This is a genomic window from Ruminococcus sp. zg-924 (assembly GCF_024433635.1).
GTDB lineage: Bacteria > Bacillota > Clostridia > Oscillospirales > Acutalibacteraceae > UBA7067.
In genome coordinates, this window is the sequence record NZ_WNJZ01000001.1 from 78,452 (window position 1) to 97,489 (window position 19,038).

A 19,038-nucleotide genomic window follows, 5' to 3' on the forward strand; every position below is an offset into this window, starting at 1 on the left:
AAGCTCTGTTGGGGGTGTTGTTATTATGTTGGAAAAAATATAAGCTGTAGAATTATAACCGGTTTGTTCAAAAGACTATGGCTGTTTTACCGCAGTGATAAAGAAAATAAGATTAGCGCCGCCGTCGCAGACAGCGCAGCATGGATATTATTAAAGATTGAACTGAAATATAAAAAGACCTCCCATGGCAGTTTTATTTATCCTGCTATGGGAGGTTATTTCTATTGTGAATTTTTATCTGATATTTTTTAAAGTATTAAATTGCTTTCTCTTAGTTTAATTTTATAAGAAACTTTTGAAGCTTTAATGCGTCAAGTAAATTGGTGCTTGCGTCACGGTTTACATCGGAACATCGAAGAGCAAGCTCGTCGAAGGTTACTGCATTGTTTGCGTACTTCTGGATTAAAATGGCGTCTACAAGATCTACATATCCGTTTTTGTTAGCATCGCCAATCGTAAGGCCTGTGAAAGGCTGTCCTGTTACTCCGCCGCCGCTTGAACTAACTAATGGCGATGAATAGCAATAATCTGTTGTAAAGTATACCGGTTCGCCAATGTTTGTGCTTACATAAATTTCAACATAGCCGTTCTTGTCGGGCTGCGCTGCGGTAATAGCGCCTCCGCTGTAGAAAATCAGCGATGAGGTGTAGCCGGTGTTAAATTCCTTTGTGAAATTATATTCGTGCGGAGTATTGTTTGTCATCTTAACATATGTGCCATTTGCGGTAAAGTAATCCGAACCCTTGTTCAGATTTATTCTTACCTTTTGGTATAAACCGCCGGTATGGGTGAAGTTTAAGTTGGTGTTTATTGAGCCACTGCTGTTATTAAGCTTGGTGTCGGCAGAATATCCCGCCGCACTTGGCAAGTACTGGGTAACGGAGCCGTAGGAAGTGTTGAAGTATTGGCTGAGAACTACCTGTCCGGTAGATAGGTCGGTGAATTCAACACCTGAGGTTGGGTCAATACGATTACCGCTTGTGTAGAACTTAACGTAGTTATCGGGAAGGTTTTCTTCTGCTAAAACTTTGTAGCCATAGAAAAAGTCATCAAAGGTAATGCCGGACTCAATATCTTCTTTTGACTGTGCTGCGGAAAACGAAGTTATGCTCGTTGCAGCTAAAGCAGCGCACAGAATTGATGATACTACTATCTTTTTCATTTTCATTTTTAAAATCTCCTTGTTTCTTTATTATCCAAACATTGTATTGTATTTTACCATACTAAAGTGGCGAATTCAATTATTAATACGCCGAGATTATGTTGAGTAAAGTGAATAAATATGTATAAATTGTGAATTTTTTGCAATTCTTGGATATATCATAAAAGTAAATGGGCTGCTGTATGAAAGAGTATCATACCGCAGCTCTGTTTTGTTGAGGTATATGATTTAATTGTTTATTCAATACCCAAATTATATTTTTGAACCTTAATTACATCTATAAGATTTATGTTTCCGTCAAAGTTAACGTCTGCATTACGTGATGAAAGCTTATCAAGGGTTGTCAAGTTCAGCGTTTTTTTCTGAATCAGAATTGCGTCATTAAGATAAATTTCGCCGTTTTTGTCAATATCTCCGATTGTGAAGCCGCAGAAGGGGGCGCCGCTTCTTCCGCCGCCTCCGGAGTGTTTATATCTGAAGTTTGTCATATAAGATGTTTTTACACCCAGCTTCTTGCTTACGTGAATCTCAACCATACCGTTTTTATCGGGAGCCGCCGCTGTTATAGCCCCGCCGCTTATGAAAACCAACGACGAATAGTAATTGTGGCTTTCCTTTGTGAAGTTGTAGTCATGCACATCACCGAAAAGCTCCTGTGTGTGTGTTCCGTTACTGTTAAAGTAATCTGAAAAGTCAGAAAGCTTTACCTTGATTTTTTCGTATATGCCGTCTGTATTGGTAAAATTTATGAGAGAGTAGCGCGAGCCGCAACCGTCTGAAAGGTAGTGATAACCTTTAGCGTTTGGCAAGCGTACGGGAAAAAAGTCAGACGTAAAATTAAAATCCTGCGAATGGATTAATTGATAGGTATTAATGTCGTAGAACGAAAATTCAAGCGATTCAGGAATGTTTGTGCCGGACTTGAAAAAGTAAGCTTGATTTTTATTCAATTTTATTGAGTTTAAAACAGTGTAGTTTGGTGAAGATGAAGTGTCGGCTGCAGAAGCTGTTGCAATGCTTGTTGCCGCCAAAACAGCGCATAGCAGCGCAGATAGAATTCTTTTTTTCATATGTTTAATTCCTTTATTATTTTATTGCATATTTCTGAACGGCTATTGCGTCGAGAAGATTAACTTTGCCGTTCTGGTTGGCGTCTGCGTTACGTTTTGAAAGGCTGTCAAAGCTGCTCAAGTCAAGTATGTATTTCTGGATTAATATAGCGTCAGAAAGCCTTACGCTGCCGTTTTTGTCAACGTCACCGATAGTAAGTCCGGTAAAATCAGTGCCGGCAGTTCCGGTGCGGCTTTCCATATCTGTGGAGGAGGTGTATGAAAAGCTTGTAATAAACGTGGTCTTTTCGCCAAGCTTTGTGCTTACATATATTTCAGCCATACCGGCGATATCGGGTGCTACGGAAGTCATAGCGCCGCCGCTGATAAATACCAGTGAAGAGGAATATCCGTTGCCCTCGTCAGAAAAATTGAAATAGTGCTTGTTTCCGAGAATGGTTGCTTCACGTTTTCCGTTGCTCATAAAATAGTCGGAAAAATCGGAAAGCTTTAGCCTAATTTTTTGATACTTTCCGCCTGCCTGAGTTAGGTTGATAACACGGCTGAGACTGCCGCCGCCGTTAACACGATAATGATAGCCGTTTGGATCAGGAAGATAGCATGACGTAGATTCGCCGCTAAAATCAAACTTCTGTTTAAGAACCGTCTCTCCGGTGTTTACATTGCGGAACTCCGCAACGGTATCATTCGGCAGATTTGCCCCGCTCTTAAAGAAATATGAGTAGTTATTTTGGAGTGCTTCTGATTTTAGAATTATGTAATTTGATGATGATGATGAGGCAACGGCTTCATTTTTTTCTATCGGCTGAGCTGCCGAAGATGACGTAACGCTTAACGCTGCTAAAGCAGCGCATAGGATTGACGTGATAATTTTCTTATTCATATTATCATCCTTTCGTTTATTTAATTGCCAATGAGATTATAGCACTGTGAAAAAGTAACTTCAATCAGGTAAAGTGAAAATTTCCCATTGAGATAAATTGACTAAAGTTAACACGTTATATTTGTGCAAGGTTACTGCGAAAATTTAGTAAATAGATAAAAAAGACTCCCACTAATTGTAGGAGCCTTTGCTGTAAGGTATTTTAATTTTTGTTCTTTTCAAGCTCCGCGTGCATATTTTCTTTTGCAACAGCAAGCATAAGCTTGATTCTGTTTTCCTGGTTAACTCTCGGTGCGCCGGGGTCATAGTCGATTGCAACAATGTTTGCACGGTCGTCTATGCTCTTGATTTTTCTTATCATACCCTTGCCACAAATGTGGTTTGGCAGACAGCCAAACGGCTGAGTGCAGACAATGTTCGGGTAGCCTGTTTCTGTAAGCTCCAGCATCTCGGCTGTTAAGAGCCAGCCTTCGCCCATTTTGCTGCCATAGCCGATAACACCTTTAACAAGTTCTTTTGTGTGGCTGTATTTTCCGGGAGGAGTAAAGCCGTACTTTGCGGTGCATTTTATCATCATAGATTCCATTTTTTCAAGGTAATCGTAGAGAATCTTAATAACCTTGTACTTTATCATATTGCCGCCGTAAAGCTTGATATCCTCAAGACGGTTGTCAACCTTGAACAGAGCAAAGCCCATAATGCCCGGTACGCAAACCTCGCAGTCCTGCTCGGCGAGGAACTGCTCAAGGTTGTTGTTGCCAAGCGGCGCATATTTAACGTATATCTCGCCGACAACGCCGACCTTTACCTTTGGCACACGGTTGAGCTTAAGCTCGCTGAAGTCCTTGGCGATTTTATCAAGAATTGCCTCCTGTTCCTTCGCAGCAAAGCCTCTGCCGTTTTTGAACATCTTTGTCAGTTTGTCGCTCCAACTTTGAACAAGAGCCATACTCTCGCCCTTGTTTACCTCATACGGTTTTGTCTGGTTGCTCAGGCACATAAGAGTGTCACCGTAAACAAGTGCGCCTACAAGACGACGAATCATTGGAAGTGAAAGAGAAAAGCCGCTGTTCTTTTCAAGACCTGAAAGGTTGAGGGAAACAACCGGAACAAATTCAAGCCCCGCTTTTTTCAGAGCCTTTCTGAGCAGGTGAATGTAGTTTGACGCACGGCAACCGCCGCCTGTTTGAGTTATCATAAGTGCGGTCTTGTGCAGGTCATATTTTCCGCTTTGCAGTGCGTGGATAAACTGCCCGATAACAAGAAGAGCAGGATAGCAGGTGTCGTTGTGAACATATTTTAAGCCAACCTGAGCAATTTCGGGGCCGCTTGTTTCAAGAAGCACCGTTTTGTAGCCATACATATCAAATACGTTTCTCATCAGTCGGAACTGAATAGACGCCATCATAGGCAGAAGAATTGTGTATTCCTCCTTCATCTCTTTTGTGAAGAGGAGCCTGCCTGTTTTATCATATTCTAATTTAGCCATTTATATCATTCCTTTAAGCAGTCAGATTTTGTTCTTTGCTTCTCTTTGCTCTTCAACGGCAGCAAGCAGGCTTCTGAGCCTTATCTTGACTGCGCCTAAGTTTGTGATTTCATCGATTTTAATCTGCGTGTATATCTTGCCCTCTGATTCGAGGATTGCTCTTACCTCGTCGGTTGTGATTGCGTCAACGCCGCAGCCGAAGGAAACAAGCTGAACAAGGTTCATATCGTCCCTGCCTGCTATATATTTTGCTGCCGCATAAAGGCGGGAGTGATATGTCCACTGATTTAAAACAGTGGTCGGGAACTTGTCAACATTGCAGCTAACGACGTCCTCTGAAACGATTGCAACACCGAAGCCTGCAATCAGTTTGTCGATACCCTTGTTAATTTCAGGGTCAACGTGGTATGGCCTGCCGGACAGCACGATAATGTCCTTGCCCTCTTTTTCTGCCTGAGCGATAATCTGCTCGCCCTTTGTGCGGATTTTTTTCATATGGCTGTCATATTCCTCATATGCAGCCTTTGCCGCCGCCTTAACTTCCTTAATGGTTATGCCATCGAAGTATTTATTTAGCATCTCACAAGCCTTTTTCGGAAAGTCCTTTTTGCGGTGTATACCAAGGTATTCCTTTATAAATGTAATTTTCTTGATGTCTTTCATATTTGCGGCGATAACCTCTGGGTAATATGCAACAACAGGACAGTTGTAGTGGTTGTCGCCTAAGCCCTCGTCAAGGTTGTAGGAAAGACAGGGGTAGAAGATTGTGTCACAGCCGCTGTCAATAAGCGTTTGGATGTGCCCGTGAACAAGCTTTGCAGGATAGCAGACTGTATCTGACGGGATTGTCTGCTGACCCTTTGCGTAGAGCTTTCTGTCGGAAACAGGCGAAGCAGAAACCTCAAAGCCAAGGTTTGTAAAGAAGCTGTGCCAGAACGGGAGAAGCTCATACATATTGAGCGCCATAGGTATGCCGATTTTGCCACGGTTACCCTTTATAGGCTTGTAGCTTTTAAGAAGCTCAAGCTTGTAATCGTAAATGTTTAAGGACTTATCAGGAGAACGCTTTGTGATTGGGCGTTCACAGCGGTTGCCGCCGATGAATTTTCTGCCGTCAGCAAATTTATTAACTGTTAAGCGGCAGTTGTTTGAGCAAAGTCCACAGGACACAACCTGTATTTCGTGCTTAAAGCCTTGAAGTTGTTCAGGAGTTAAAATTGAACTCTTTCCTGCCTTGTCTTTTGACATTGCATAAAGCGCAGCGCCGTATGCTCCCATAAGACCTGATATTGTCGGACGAACAACCTGTGTGTTCATTTCTTTTTCAAATGCACGAAGAACAGCGTCGTTTAAGAACGTGCCGCCCTGAACAACAATTTTTCTGCCAAGCTCATCGGGGGAGGATGCTCTTATTACTTTATAGAGTGCATTTTTAACTACGCTGACGGACAAACCTGCTGAAATATCCTCTATTGTAGCTCCGTCCTTCTGAGCTTGCTTTACAGAGCTGTTCATAAATACGGTACAGCGTGAGCCAAGGTCAACAGGCTGCTTTGCGAAAAGCCCAAGTTTTGCAAAGTCGTCTATCTTGTAGCCGAGTGCGTTTGCAAAGGTCTGTAAAAACGAGCCGCAGCCTGACGAGCAAGCCTCGTTTAAGAAGAGGTTGTCGATTGCGCCGTTGTGTATTTTAAAGCATTTAATATCCTGTCCGCCAATGTCAATAACAAACTCAACGTCCGGCATAAAGCGTTTTGCTGCTGTGAAGTGTGCGATTGTTTCAACAATGCCGTAATCATAGCAGAACGCATTTTTTATGATTTCCTCGCCGTAGCCTGTTACTGCGCTTGCGGCTATGTCTATATCAGGAGCAGCTGCGTACAGCTCCTCTAAAAATTCTTTGATTAGCGGAACAGGGTTGCCGCTGTTCGGCTGATATTTTGAATACAAAAGCTCTCCGTTTTCGCCCATTACAACGGACTTAACGGTTGTAGAGCCTGCATCTGTTCCGACAAATACCTTACCCTTGTAGCTCTTAAGGTCGCCCTGTTCAACGGTAGCTGAGCTGTGGCGGCGTGAAAACTCGTCATACTCCGCCTGATTTTCAAATAACGGTTTATTAAAGGCAAAGTTGCCGCTGCCGTTGTAGTGCTTAACGGCGTCAATTATTTTGTCAAAGTCTATTGTGTTTTCTGCACATAATGCCGCACCCGAAGCAACGAAGAAAAGCGAATTTTCAGGGCATATGCCGTTTGTGTTAAGAACCATATCAAAACGTCTGCGCAGACGGCTCATAAATGTAAGAGGACCGCCAAGGTACACTACCTTGCCTTCAATTTCCCTTCCCTGAGCAAGTCCTGCAACGGTTTGATTGACAACTGCCGCAAATATGCTTTCAGCAATGTCGCTCTTTCTTGCACCTTGATTCAAAAGCGGCTGTATATCAGTTTTCGCAAAAACTCCGCAGCGGCTTGCTATTGTGTAGATTTTTTCGCTTTGAGCTGCAAGCTCGTCCATTTTTTCAAGAGGAACATTTAGCAGAGTTGCCATCTGGTCTATGAATGCGCCCGTGCCGCCGGCACAGGAACCGTTCATACGAACCTCCATACCGCCTGTAAGGAAGAGTATTTTTGCATCTTCGCCGCCAAGCTCAATTATTACATCAGTGCCGGGGATAAAGGTGTTTGCGGCAACTCTTGTAGCGTAAACCTCCTGCACAAAGTCGATGCCGCATTTGTCGGCAACACCCATACCTGCGCTGCCGGAAATTGCAACAAGAGCATTTTCACTGCCACTGATCTCGTTTCTTACACGCTCAAGTATTTCGGCAATCTTGCTTGTTATCTGAGAGTAGTGCCGCTCGTAGGTGCTGTATTTTATTTCGTTTTTATCGTCCAGAACAACGCATTTTACCGTTGTTGAACCTATATCCAAACCAATTCGCAAGGGAATCCCTCCTAAAATTGCAAAGTCATAAGTCTTCAATATACTATTATATTATAATCGGTAAGAAGATTAATTCTTTTAAAAAATTAAAACCTTGTATAAGCCTATTATGCAGAATTTCTGACACTGTGTCAATAAATAAATTGTGAATAAAAGGCTGATTGTCCTAATGTAAATCAGGGAAAAATCCGTGTACTCAATAATATCACTTTTGCTCTGCAAAATCTTTGGCTTTTACAAGTGTTCACAGTAATTTTACAACTTTTATTTTTGACAAGTTTATGGTAAAATGAATGTACTATGATAAATAATTTTGAGCGGAGAAGGCAATATGAATACAGCTAAGAATAAAGCGGAAAAGGTTTGCACTGCCGCTAAAAAGTGCAGTGGTTGTCAGCTCAGCAATATGAACTATGAACGGCAGCTTAAATGGAAGCAGAATACGGTGTATAAGCTATTGCGGCAGTTTGGAACGGTGAAGAAAATTGTAGGTATGAGCGACCCCTGCCATTACCGCAACAAGCAGCAGTTTGTGTTTAAGAGAGCGAAAAACGGGAAAGTTGTATGCGGGTTGTATCAGTCGAAAACTAACGGTGTTGTTGAGTGCTTTGATTGTTTGATAAACAACGAGCGAGCCTGCGAAATTGCCAAAACGGTTACAGAGCTTTTGCAAAGCAGCAAAATAAAAATTTACTCACCAAAAAACGGCAGCGGCAATTTGAAGCATATGCTGATTAAAACAGGAAATAAAAGCGGAGAAATTTTGCTTTGCTTTGTGTGCGCAAAAAGAACCTTTAAGCCGGACGATATTTTCATAAAGCATATTATTGAGCAGTGTCCGGACATAACAACGATAACCGAGATTGTAAATAAAACGCCTGAGGGTGTTTTCCTTGACGGTGAGGAGAGCATAATTTTTGGCAGAGGATATATTACAGACAGCCTTTGCAAAATGAGATTTAAAATCTCAGCAAAGTCGTTTTATCAGATAAATCCGACTCAGACCGAAAGACTTTACACCTGTGCAATTGAAAGGGCAAGGCTTGAAAAAGGTGAGCAAGTGCTTGATGCGTACAGCGGAGTAGGCACAATCGGGATAATAGCCGCCGCACAGACAGGAGCCGAGGTTTTGAGCGTTGAATTAAACCCTGACGCATATTCAAACGCAAGGGAGAATGCAGAGCTTAACGATGTTCAAAACATAAGCTTTGTAAATGATGACGCACAGCGGTATATTGAGGAGCTTGCAAAAAACGGAGAGCATCTTGATTGTGTTATAGCCGACCCGCCAAGAGCAGGCTGTTCAAGAGGCTTTTTGCTATCGCTCATAAAAATAAAGCCGAAAAGGGTTGTATATGTTTCCTGCAATCCGAAAACATTGCAGAGGGATTTGTATTTTCTGACCAAGAATGGCTATAAGGCGGATTTTATTAGACCGTTTGATATGTTTCCGTTTACAAATCATGTTGAAACGGTTTGTGTGATGTCTTGTAAAGAGGATTAAAGTTATTATATTTAGTTTAATAAAAGGAGAATAATGATGAAAATATTAATAGATGAAGATATATTAGAGTTTTTAAAAGTATGTTATTTTGGTTCTGACGAAAATCCTTATAAAGCGTCAAGCAATAGGGCGTATCGTGATTTAAACAGAACTATAAGATTCAATGGTATGGAACAGAATGCACGGGATAAGCTTCGTGATGAAGTACATACACTACTTGAAAAAGAAATTAAAAGCGTTTGCAATTCCAATATTACCACCCAAGAGCAGTTTGATGTGTGGCATAAAAAAACCTGTGACAAAATCAGGGAGTTATATAAAAACAAAAATATAACATTTAGCTTTGGCCAGGCACAAAAATGGATTAATATGACATTTAAGTATTTGTATATTCTTCAAATATGTGATTTTGAGGATATTTTCATGTTTCTTCACGTTCCATTGGATAATTATGTGATGGAAATAGCGGAAAAAGAATTTGCAGTTAAGCGTCTGTCTACTCCTTGGAGCAGGTGCGATGATTATAAACAGTACATAGCTTATCAAAATGAATTAAGAGCTAACATTGATAACTGCGAGCCTTTGAGGTGGGAATTTAGTTCTTGGATAAAAGCATTAAAAGACAGCAATTGAAAAATATCAGATAAATTTTTGTAATAAGCTTTCTTTCAATTTGCAATTACTGATTATGTGTAAAAGTTAATGGAGAAATTTTATGGTTAGATATGCAAAATTTGAAGAATTAGGAAAGGTAAACGAGCTTAGAAAACAAGTAAATGAACTGCATTGCAAGGGAAGACCGGATATATTCAGAGGCGGATTCTGTAAGGAAATGCAGGATATTATATTTGCAATATGGGAAAATAAAGATACAGATGTAATTGTTGCAGTAAGAAGCGGTGATATATGTGGCTTTGCTTGTGTTGAGTATATTACAAAACCGTTGTCGCCGTACAATTTAGAGCGAAAATATTATCATATTGTTGAATTTGGTGTAGACAAAAAATACAGACGCCGGGGGGTTGCAACAGAAATGTTTGAATTTATTAAGGAGCAGGCAAAGTTGAAAGGGCTTGATAAAATCGAATTGGATATGTGGGAGTTTAATGAAGATGCGCTTAAATTTTATGAAGCAATTGGATTTAAAACATATCGAAGATATATGGAGTTTGATTTTACCTAAGTTTTACCCAACAGCTTTATTATTGTGCTATAATTAATTAAGTATATAATTTGAAATGAGGTAGCGTTATGATTTATATTGTTGAAGACGATAACGATATCAGAGAGATGGAAAGCTATGCAATAAAGAACAGCGGGTTTGAGGTGCAGGCTTTTTCAAACGGCAAGGAGTTTTTTGCAGCGCTTGAAAAACAGCTTCCTAAGCTTGTTATGTTGGATATTATGCTTCCGGGTGAGGATGGTCTTGCTATTCTGCACAGGATAAGAGAGAAGGAGCTAACCAGAGGAATACCCGTTATTATGGTGACTGCCAAGACGAGTGAGATAGACAAGGTTAAAGGTCTTGATATGGGAGCGGATGACTACATAACAAAGCCGTTTGGAGTAATGGAGCTTGTGTCAAGAGTTAAAGCCTTGCTTAGACGCTGTGAGAATAAGCAGGAGGTTCAGACTATTATATATAAGGACATTACAATTGACGACCACAAGCACAAGGTAACTGTCGGCGGAGAAACCTGCGTTTTGACATATAAGGAGTATGAACTGCTTAAGTACCTTATTACAAACAAGGATATTGCCCTGTCAAGAGAAAAGCTTCTCGGCAAGGTGTGGGGCTATGATTTTGAGGGTGAGAGCCGTACTGTTGATATGCACATCAAGACTCTGCGCCAAAAGCTTGGCGAGGCAGGTAACTATATTGTAACGGTAAGACACGTGGGGTATAAGATTGGTGAATAAGGATAAAGTGACGGCAACAAGAAGCGTGAACCTAAGCTCAAGCTTGACAAAAAATCTGACATTAGTAGGTCTTGTTTCGCTTTTGTTAACCTGCTTTGCAATAAGTATTATTTTTTGGTTTTTGATGTCGGGACAGCTTAAGGACGATATAAAGAACTACGTTCAGGTGCTTATGGTTGACTGTAACAAAATGTCTTCCTACTCGGAGCTTGACAGCTATAAGGGTGGCGATTACCGCATTACGGTTATTGATAGTTCGGGAAAAGTGCTGTATGAAAATACAAAAGGTCTTGAAGAAGAGAAAATGGACAACCACAGTGACCGCCCTGAATGTATTGACGCTGAAAGAAACGGTGTAGGAATAAGCAGCCGTTATTCCAACGAAACGGGCGACTTGATGTACTACTATGCCGTTAAGCTTGAAAACGGCGATATTTTAAGAGTGTCTAAAAATATGTATAGTGTGCTGTCAATGTTCAACAGTATACTTCCAGCGGTTGTGATTATCGGAAGCGCAATTATATTGATTTGCTGGTTTCTTGCAAAGAGAATGTCAAGGCACATAACAAAGCCTATTGTCAATATGGCTAAGAATACGGAGCGTATAGCTTATGATGAGCTGGCACCGCTGTCAACAACTATTGAACAGCAGAGAGAGCAAATTTGGCGCAAGAACGAGGAGCTTTTGGCTGAAAACGAGAAGATTAAGACTATAACCGCAAATATGAGCGAGGGTCTGATTTTTCTTGACACTGACGGCAGAGTTATTATGCACAACGAAAGTGCTCAGCAAATTATGCACACAAAGCGCAATGTTCCGCTTCACCCTGTCGGACTTGCGGCAACTGAGAGGGAGAAGTTTGAGGACTGCATAAGCCGTGCTAAGAAAGGAAAAAATGCAATTTGTGAGATAGAGCACGGGGAAAAGAACCTGCAAATAATCACAAACTCTGTTTTTGTTAATAATGTTCAGACAGGCGTTGTCTGCCTTATTGTAGATATAACGCATCACAAGAGTGTCGAGAGGATGAAGCAGGAGTTTACGGCGAATGTTTCACATGAGCTTAAAACGCCTTTAACGTCAATTTCCGGCTATGCCGAGATGATAGAAAGCGGTATTGCAAAGGACGAGGATGTTAAAAGCTTCGCATCGAAAATCCACAAGGAGGCAAAGCGTCTGGTTACGCTTATCGGCGACATTATCAAGCTTTCACGCCTTGAGGAGGAGGCAAGCGAGCAGGACAGGCTGTCAACCATTGATATGGAGGCATTGCTGTCAGAATGTCGTGATTCGCTTGAGATGAACGCTAAAAAGAACGAGGTAAGCATAGAGGTAAGCTCCAAGCCGTGCAAAATTAAAGGTGACCGAGAGATGGTGTACGAGCTTGTTTATAATCTTTGTGATAACGCGATAAGATACAACAAGCACGGCGGAAAAGTAATGCTGAGTGTTGAGCCTGTTGGCGGCAAGGTTGTGCTGGCTGTTGAGGACACGGGAATAGGAATTCCGTCGGAGCATATAGACAGGGTGTTTGAGCGCTTTTACAGAGTTGACAAGAGCCGTTCAAAGCAAACAGGCGGAACGGGCCTTGGGCTTGCAATAGTTAAGCATATCGCCGAGCAGCACGAGGCGAAGATAGATATTGAAAGCGAGCATCAAAAGGGTACTAAGATAACGGTAAGCTTTAAAGCTTTGTGAGAGTGTTGCGAATTTATTTAAATACTTAACATAACATAAGCGGCTAAGGAAAAGAGAAATTTCTTTGGCCGTTTTTTTGTTATATATTTAACAAACAAAAATAAATGTAATATAACTCAAAATATATTGACTGTGTATAAATAACTTTGTATAATAAAAATAAAAAGTAATGTTTATAATAAGGAGGACTAAGTATATGAAAAAACTATTAAAACGCTGTACTGCCGTGGTTATGTCGGCATTAATGGCGGCAAGCGTTATTTGCGCAGGTGCAGTCGGTACAGCAGCGCTTGACACGGACACAAAAAAGGTTTTACCGTTGGGTGTGTCAAGTGACTGTCTTGCAGCTGTTGCATCCGGCAGGGGAGATATACACGTTGCTTCATCTGCTCAGGATGACAGTTACTATGAATATTACGTTAAAAGTGACGGCAGCGCCGAAATAGTTAATTTTGTAGGTGATATAGACTACGTTTATGTTCCCGACGAGCTTAACGGCGTAATTGTTACAAGCATTGGCGATACAGCTTTTTACGACAACACTTCTTTATCGGAAATAACACTACCCAAAAGCGTTGTCAGTATTGGAAATTATGCGTTTGCGGGATGTACAAATCTTATGCTTGTAAGCATTCCTGAATCAAAGCTGAAAAGTGTCGGCAACTTTGCTTTCGCCGGTTGCAGTTATTTGGACCATATAGAAGACTGGAGCAGTAATATTGAGTTTGTAGGTGAACGTGCTTTTGATGATACATTATGGTATAAATCTAACAGTGCCGGACCGGTGTATCTTGGAAAAGTGGTTATAGGCTATATCGGCGATATGAAGGTCAACGCAAAGATTGCGATTAAAGACGGTACTAAAGGCATTGCAAGCGCAGCTTTTGCCAACTTTACAAATCTTGCAAGCGTATCAATTCCGGAGAGCGTAAAAAATATCGGTGAAGCGGCGTTTGTCGGTTGTACCTCTCTTAAAGAAATCTCATTTCCGAGCAGTATTACAAGAATGGGTGCAGGAGCGTTCTTTGATACAGCATGGTATAGTAATCAGCCGGACGGTATGATTTATATTGGCGACATTGCATACGGTTACAAGGGTGAGATGCCGGCAAATACAAAAATAACAATTAAAGACGGCACAAGACTTGTTGCCGGACTTGCATTTTACGGTCAGCTTAATCTTAAGTCGGTTGTCCTGCCTGAGTCTGTTCAGGTTATAGATGAGCTTGCGTTTTATTATGCGGAGAATCTGAGCAGTATAAATATTCCTAACAGTGTAACAACAATCGGAGCTCTGGCGTTTTGCGCCTGTGATTCGCTTAAAACGGTGAAGTTACCTAAAACGGTTAGAACAATCGAGAACATTGCATTTGGCTATGACATAAACGAAGAATCGGGTCAGATTGAGCAGGCGTCAGGCTTTACTGTTCAGGGCTATAATAACACAGAAGCGCAGTTTTACTGTGAGACTTTCGGAGTCAGCTTTAAAAGCCTTGGTACGGTTAAGGCAACGGGCGTTAAGCTAAACAAGACGTCAATGACAATGGGTATTCATGAGGAATACACATTAGCTGCAACCGTTTCGCCAAGCTATGTTAATCAGAATGTCAGTTGGAGCAGCAGTAACACAAGCGTTGCTCAAGTATCAAAAAGCGGAAGAATTACGGCAAAGTCAACGGGAACAGCAACTATTACCGCAAAAAAGGACGGCAAAACGGCCACCTGCAAAATAACCGTAAAGAAAGCGCCGACATCAATTACTCTAAATGCGTCAAGAATTACGCTTGAAATAGGCGAAACCTTTGACCTGAACAGCTCGCTTCCAAGCGGACAAGCATCTTATGCAATTTATTACACAAGCGACAATTCGAGCGTAGCAAGCGTTAAAAAGGCAGGCGGCTTGGTAACTGCCGTTTCAGTGGGTGAAGCGACTGTTACTGCGACAACCTATAACGGCTTGACAGCAAGCTGTAAGGTAGCCGTTAAAATGCCGCTGATATACGGCGATTTGAATAAGGACGGCAAGGTGAACCTCAGGGACGCTATTGAAATACAAAAAATAAGCTTGTCGATGATTGAGCTTAACGAGGATAAAAGCAAGTGCGGCGACGTTGACAAAAACGGAAGAGTCAACCTGCTTGACAGTATATATGTTCAGAAATATGCCGCAAATATGAATCCGGGTATAAGCGGAATAGGCGAAAAGGTTCCTGCTACTGAGCCGGTCGAGCCTTCAACAGACCCTGATATTCCAAGCAGCGACTATAACTTAAAATACGCAAGCGAGGTAATCAGTCTGGTAAATGCTGAAAGAAGCAAGGTTGAGCTTTCGCCGCTTACACAGAGGAGCGATGTAACAGAGGTTGCTCAGATTAGGGCTGAGGAAATTTCAAGGGTGTTTTCGCACACAAGGCCGAACGGAAGCGATTGCTTTACATTGATAGAAGAAAATAACATACAATGGAGAACAGTTGGAGAGAATATTGCGGCGGGACAAAGCACACCGCAGGAGGTAATGAATTCGTGGATGAATTCTCAGGGACATCGGGAGAATATATTAAATCCCGAATTCAACGGTATAGGCGTTGCCTGCTTTAAGAAAGACGGTATTTTGTATTGGACGCAAATGTTTATCTGCGCTTAGACTGCTTGCGGATTTACGGTATTATATAATAAGAGGAGATAGAGTGAGAGTAAAGGGAGAAATAGCATATGAGGAAAATGCTTAAAAGCTGTATAGTGAAGGTGTTGTCGCTTTTGATGACAGCAAGCGTATTGTTGGCTGCACCGATTACAGCAGGCGCTTTTGAGGCTTCAGAAAATACGCGGAATAGTGCGGCGTCACAGAGTACGATAAAAGTATCTGCCGCTGAAATAGATTTAAATGGAGCGTATAACGCCATTCAAGGTGCTCTTGACATTGCAAAGAACAATGCAACCGCCGATAATGTATATAAGGTTATTGTGGAAAAGGGAGAGTACGTTATCGGCAGAAGTCTTAAGATTTACAGCAACACCTATCTATCACTTACCGGAGTAACTCTTGTGCGTGACAGCAGTTGTGCCGCAAATATAATAAGAACGGGCAGCAACGACAGCGCCGACACAGGCGTTACCGGTTACAGAGCATATACCAACATTACGATAGACGGCGGAACTCTTGACGGTAGCTGTACAAGAAATACTATTATAAAATTTGCCCACGCTACAAATATAACACTTATCAATCAGACGCTTAAAAATGTTGATAACGGACATATAATGGAGGTTGCAGGTGTTGATGGCCTGACAATTAAGAATTGTGACTTTTCAAATCAGGTTCTTACACCGTCGTCTTCTCTTGAGGGCTACGAGGCAATTCAGCTTGACGTTCTTGTGCAGTCGCATTTTCCGGGGTACAGGTCAGAGGATATTCCGATGAAAAATGTTTTAATAGAGGAGTGCAGCTTTAGCGAGTGCCCGAGAGGAATCGGAAGTCATACTGCTATACTCAACAATCCATTTGACGGCATTAAGATAAAAAACTGTACCTTTAACAATATGAGCAGTGTTGCAATTCAGGGGCTAAACTGGATTAATTGTGAAATTACGGGAAATAAAATTGACAATGCCCCAAGAGGTATAGCCGTGTATTCGGTAATGAATGAGGGAAAAGGAGTTTATAACGCAAGCTACCTTGCCTCTGAGGGAAAGACGACGGCGCACGTTACTGATAAATATACGGAAAATAAAAATCAGAATATCCTGATAGCTGATAACGAGCTTAGCAGATGCGGCTATATTAATGATAAATATGCCGTGTATGAATCCGGCGGAATATTTGCGATAGGTTATGACATTCCAAAGGTTTATGCCCAAAATTCTAAGGACCACAGCGGTGGAATTGCCAAGGGAAATTACTACATAAGCGGCGTTACAGTCAGGGATAACATAATTGATGTAAAGGGGCACGGTGTTCGCTTTGTGGACACAAGAGCATCCTCGGTAAAATCAAACACAATATTATGCTCTGAAAATACCCTTAACAAAGCGAACTATCACGGAATACAGGTGCTTGAAGGCAAAGCGGACCTAATAAGTGGAAACAGCATTAAAAATTCAAGCGTAAACGGAATTTATGTTTATAAAAACAGCAATGTTACCGAAATAAGCAACAACACTGTGAAAAACTCAAATAACTACGGTATCAGTGTTGACAACGCTGTTGCAGGGAAGATATATAACAACATAATTGACTCAACCGCATCAAACGGTATACACGCTTCACACGGCGGCAGTATCAGAGAGATAAACGGAAATACTATAAACAATGCAGGTAACCACGGAATAAGCATTACAAGCGGGTCAAGCGCCGCTAATGCGGGAAATATAATTAACAATACGGTTTACAAGGCGTTATCAAACGGCATTAATGTTTCAAGCGGCGCAGGCGCAGGCGACATAAAGGGCAATTTCTTATCCTACTCAGGAAATCACGGAATAAGCGTAACAGGAGCTTCAAGCGCAGGCACAATTTCCGAAAATGTTATCTTTGGCAGCGGCGGAAAGATGGTGAATGTCAGCGGCGACAGCAAAGCGACTGTGGGTGCGAACAGCAGCTCAATAGACGCTTTGTCCATTACCTTGAATAAAACATCCATAACCCTGGGCGAAGGGGAAAATTACACCTTAACTGAAACTGTAACTCCGTCAAACACAACATCAACAATTGTTTGGAGCAGCAGCAACGCCGGCGTAGCAACGGTAGATCAAACAGGAAAGGTTACAGCAAGAGCAACGGGAACTGCGAAAATAACGGTTAAGACTGATAACGGAAAGACAGCAAGCTGTGCTGTAACCGTAAAGAAAGCGCCAACCTCAATTGCTCTAAATGCGACAAGCCTTACGCTTGGAATAGGCGAAACCTTTGACCTGAACAGCTCGCTTTCAAACGGTGAGGGTGCGTACCATATTACATATTCAAGCGACAATCCGAGTGTAGCAAGCGTAAAGAGTGCCGGTGGCTTGGTAACTGCCGTTTCAGCTGGCGAAGCGACCATTACGGCAACAACCTATAACGGTGTAACAACCAACTGTAAGGTGAAGGTTAAAACGCCGCTGATATACGGCGATTTGAATAGGGACGGCAAGGTAAACCTCAGGGACGCTATTGAAATACAAAAAATAAGCTTGTCGATGATTGAGCTTAACGAGGATAAAAGCAAGTGCGGCGACGTTGACAAAAACGGAAGAGTCAACCTGCTTGACAGTATATATGTTCAGAAATATGCCGCAAATATGAATCCGGGTATAAGCGGAATAGGCGAAATTATCCCTGCTGCATAGTTTGGCAACACTGCGGTAAGCTCGACTGTAACCGCTTTACAGTCAGAGAGGAGCACACCGCAAAAATCACTTGCGCAGAGCATAACAAGGCAGGGCTTTACAGCTCTGCCTTGATTAGCGTTGTACTCTGCCGCAAAAAGTGATATAATTTATTCAGGAGATGATTAAATGTATTACAACGCAGGGCTTGTGCTTGAGGGCGGAGGTATGAGAGGCGCATATACAACAGGTGTGCTTGACTTTTTGAATGAGAACGATATTTATTTTAAGGACTGCTACGGAGTATCAGCCGGCTCGGGCAATGCGTGCTCGTATTTGTCAGGACAAAAGGGCAGAGCTATAAGAGTTATGGTTGATTATATTGGCGACAAGCGCTATTGCAGTGTTGGCAGTCTGATAAAGACGGGCGATATGTTTGGTGCGGAGTTTGTTTATTACACGATTCCGCAGCAGCTTGATATATATGACTATGACGCATTTTTACGCTGCAAAACAAACTTTTACGCCGTTGTTACAAATCTTGAAACGGGCAAGGCGGAGTATCTTCCAATAAAGGATTTGAGGGTGGATATGGACAAGGTGCTTGCATCATCGTCACTGCCCCTTATTTCACGTATTCAAGAGATTGACGGAAAGAAATATCTTGACGGCGGCATTGCCGACTCTATTCCGATAAGGCAAAGCATAAAAAGCGGCAACGGCAAAAACCTTGTTGTACTTACCCGTGATATAAGCTACCGCAAAAAGCCTTCTTCAGTAGTCGGTGCATTAAAGCTGAAGTATAGGAAATATCCGTACTTTGTTGAGGCAAACAAAAACCGCTACAAGGAATATAACTCTGCTCTTGAGCTTATCAAAAGAGAGGAAAAAAACGGCAGTATTGTTGCGGTAAGGCCGCAAAAGCCAATTGAAATAAGCCGCTTTGAAAAGGATGCTGATAAGCTTAAACAGCTTCATGAGGACGGCTACAATGACGCCTGCGCTAAAAAGGACGAGATTTTTGAGCTGCTTAAGTCGGCAGGAGAGTTTGAAATAAAATAAGA

At 41.9% G+C, this 19,038-nt stretch carries 13 protein-coding genes; 8 read left to right on the forward strand and 5 right to left on the reverse strand.

Features of this window, described 5'->3' with window-relative positions; genetic code table 11:
* Positions 1-271 precede the first annotated feature (271 nt).
* From GMA13_RS00325 to GMA13_RS00345, 5 genes are all read right to left on the reverse strand, one after another.
* Entirely contained in the window at positions 272-1,168 is an 897-nt protein-coding gene (locus tag GMA13_RS00325) for a dockerin type I repeat-containing protein (protein WP_255882181.1), read from the reverse strand.
* Between the two features lie 230 nt (positions 1,169-1,398).
* Complete coding sequence (locus GMA13_RS00330) at positions 1,399-2,232, reverse strand: dockerin type I repeat-containing protein (RefSeq protein ID WP_255882182.1); 834 nt, start codon at positions 2,230-2,232, stop codon at positions 1,399-1,401.
* 16 nt (positions 2,233-2,248) lie between these two features.
* Positions 2,249-3,115: a dockerin type I repeat-containing protein gene (locus GMA13_RS00335; RefSeq protein ID WP_255882183.1), complete on the reverse strand. Its 867-nt coding sequence runs from the start codon at positions 3,113-3,115 to the stop codon at positions 2,249-2,251.
* A gap of 202 nt (positions 3,116-3,317) precedes the next feature.
* Positions 3,318-4,604: a 2-hydroxyacyl-CoA dehydratase gene (locus tag GMA13_RS00340; protein WP_255882184.1), complete on the reverse strand. Its 1,287-nt coding sequence runs from the start codon at positions 4,602-4,604 to the stop codon at positions 3,318-3,320.
* Positions 4,605-4,625: 21 nt separating this feature from the next.
* On the reverse strand, positions 4,626-7,547 hold the full coding sequence (locus GMA13_RS00345; RefSeq protein WP_255910191.1) for an acyl-CoA dehydratase activase-related protein: 2,922 nt from the start codon (positions 7,545-7,547) through the stop codon (positions 4,626-4,628).
* A gap of 331 nt (positions 7,548-7,878) precedes the next feature.
* On the opposite strand from GMA13_RS00345, the gene rlmD reads away from it, so the two are divergent.
* The 8 genes from rlmD to GMA13_RS00385 all read left to right on the forward strand — a co-directional run bounded on the left by rlmD (position 7,879) and on the right by GMA13_RS00385 (position 19,036).
* Positions 7,879-9,051 (forward strand): 23S rRNA (uracil(1939)-C(5))-methyltransferase RlmD, encoded by a 1,173-nt coding sequence (gene rlmD / locus GMA13_RS00350; protein WP_255910193.1) that lies wholly within the window; start codon positions 7,879-7,881, stop codon positions 9,049-9,051.
* Between the two features lie 36 nt (positions 9,052-9,087).
* On the forward strand, positions 9,088-9,684 hold the full coding sequence (locus GMA13_RS00355) for a hypothetical protein (RefSeq protein ID WP_255882187.1): 597 nt from the start codon (positions 9,088-9,090) through the stop codon (positions 9,682-9,684).
* An 82-nt stretch (positions 9,685-9,766) separates the two neighbouring features.
* Positions 9,767-10,234, forward strand: a complete 468-nt coding sequence (locus GMA13_RS00360; RefSeq protein WP_255882188.1) for a GNAT family N-acetyltransferase — start codon at positions 9,767-9,769, stop codon at positions 10,232-10,234.
* A 68-nt stretch (positions 10,235-10,302) separates the two neighbouring features.
* A complete protein-coding gene (locus tag GMA13_RS00365; protein ID WP_255882189.1) occupies positions 10,303-10,971 on the forward strand; it encodes a response regulator transcription factor in 669 nt (222 codons plus the stop codon).
* Complete coding sequence (locus GMA13_RS00370; RefSeq protein WP_255882190.1) at positions 10,964-12,670, forward strand: ATP-binding protein; 1,707 nt, start codon at positions 10,964-10,966, stop codon at positions 12,668-12,670. The genes GMA13_RS00365 and GMA13_RS00370 overlap by 8 nt, the downstream gene beginning before the upstream one ends.
* A gap of 196 nt (positions 12,671-12,866) precedes the next feature.
* Positions 12,867-15,314: a leucine-rich repeat protein gene (locus GMA13_RS00375; RefSeq protein ID WP_255882191.1), complete on the forward strand. Its 2,448-nt coding sequence runs from the start codon at positions 12,867-12,869 to the stop codon at positions 15,312-15,314.
* A gap of 68 nt (positions 15,315-15,382) precedes the next feature.
* On the forward strand, positions 15,383-17,995 hold the full coding sequence (locus GMA13_RS00380; RefSeq protein ID WP_255882192.1) for an Ig-like domain-containing protein: 2,613 nt from the start codon (positions 15,383-15,385) through the stop codon (positions 17,993-17,995).
* Between the two features lie 168 nt (positions 17,996-18,163).
* A complete protein-coding gene (locus tag GMA13_RS00385; RefSeq protein WP_255882193.1) occupies positions 18,164-19,036 on the forward strand; it encodes a patatin family protein in 873 nt (290 codons plus the stop codon).
* Positions 19,037-19,038: the final 2 nt, after the last annotated feature.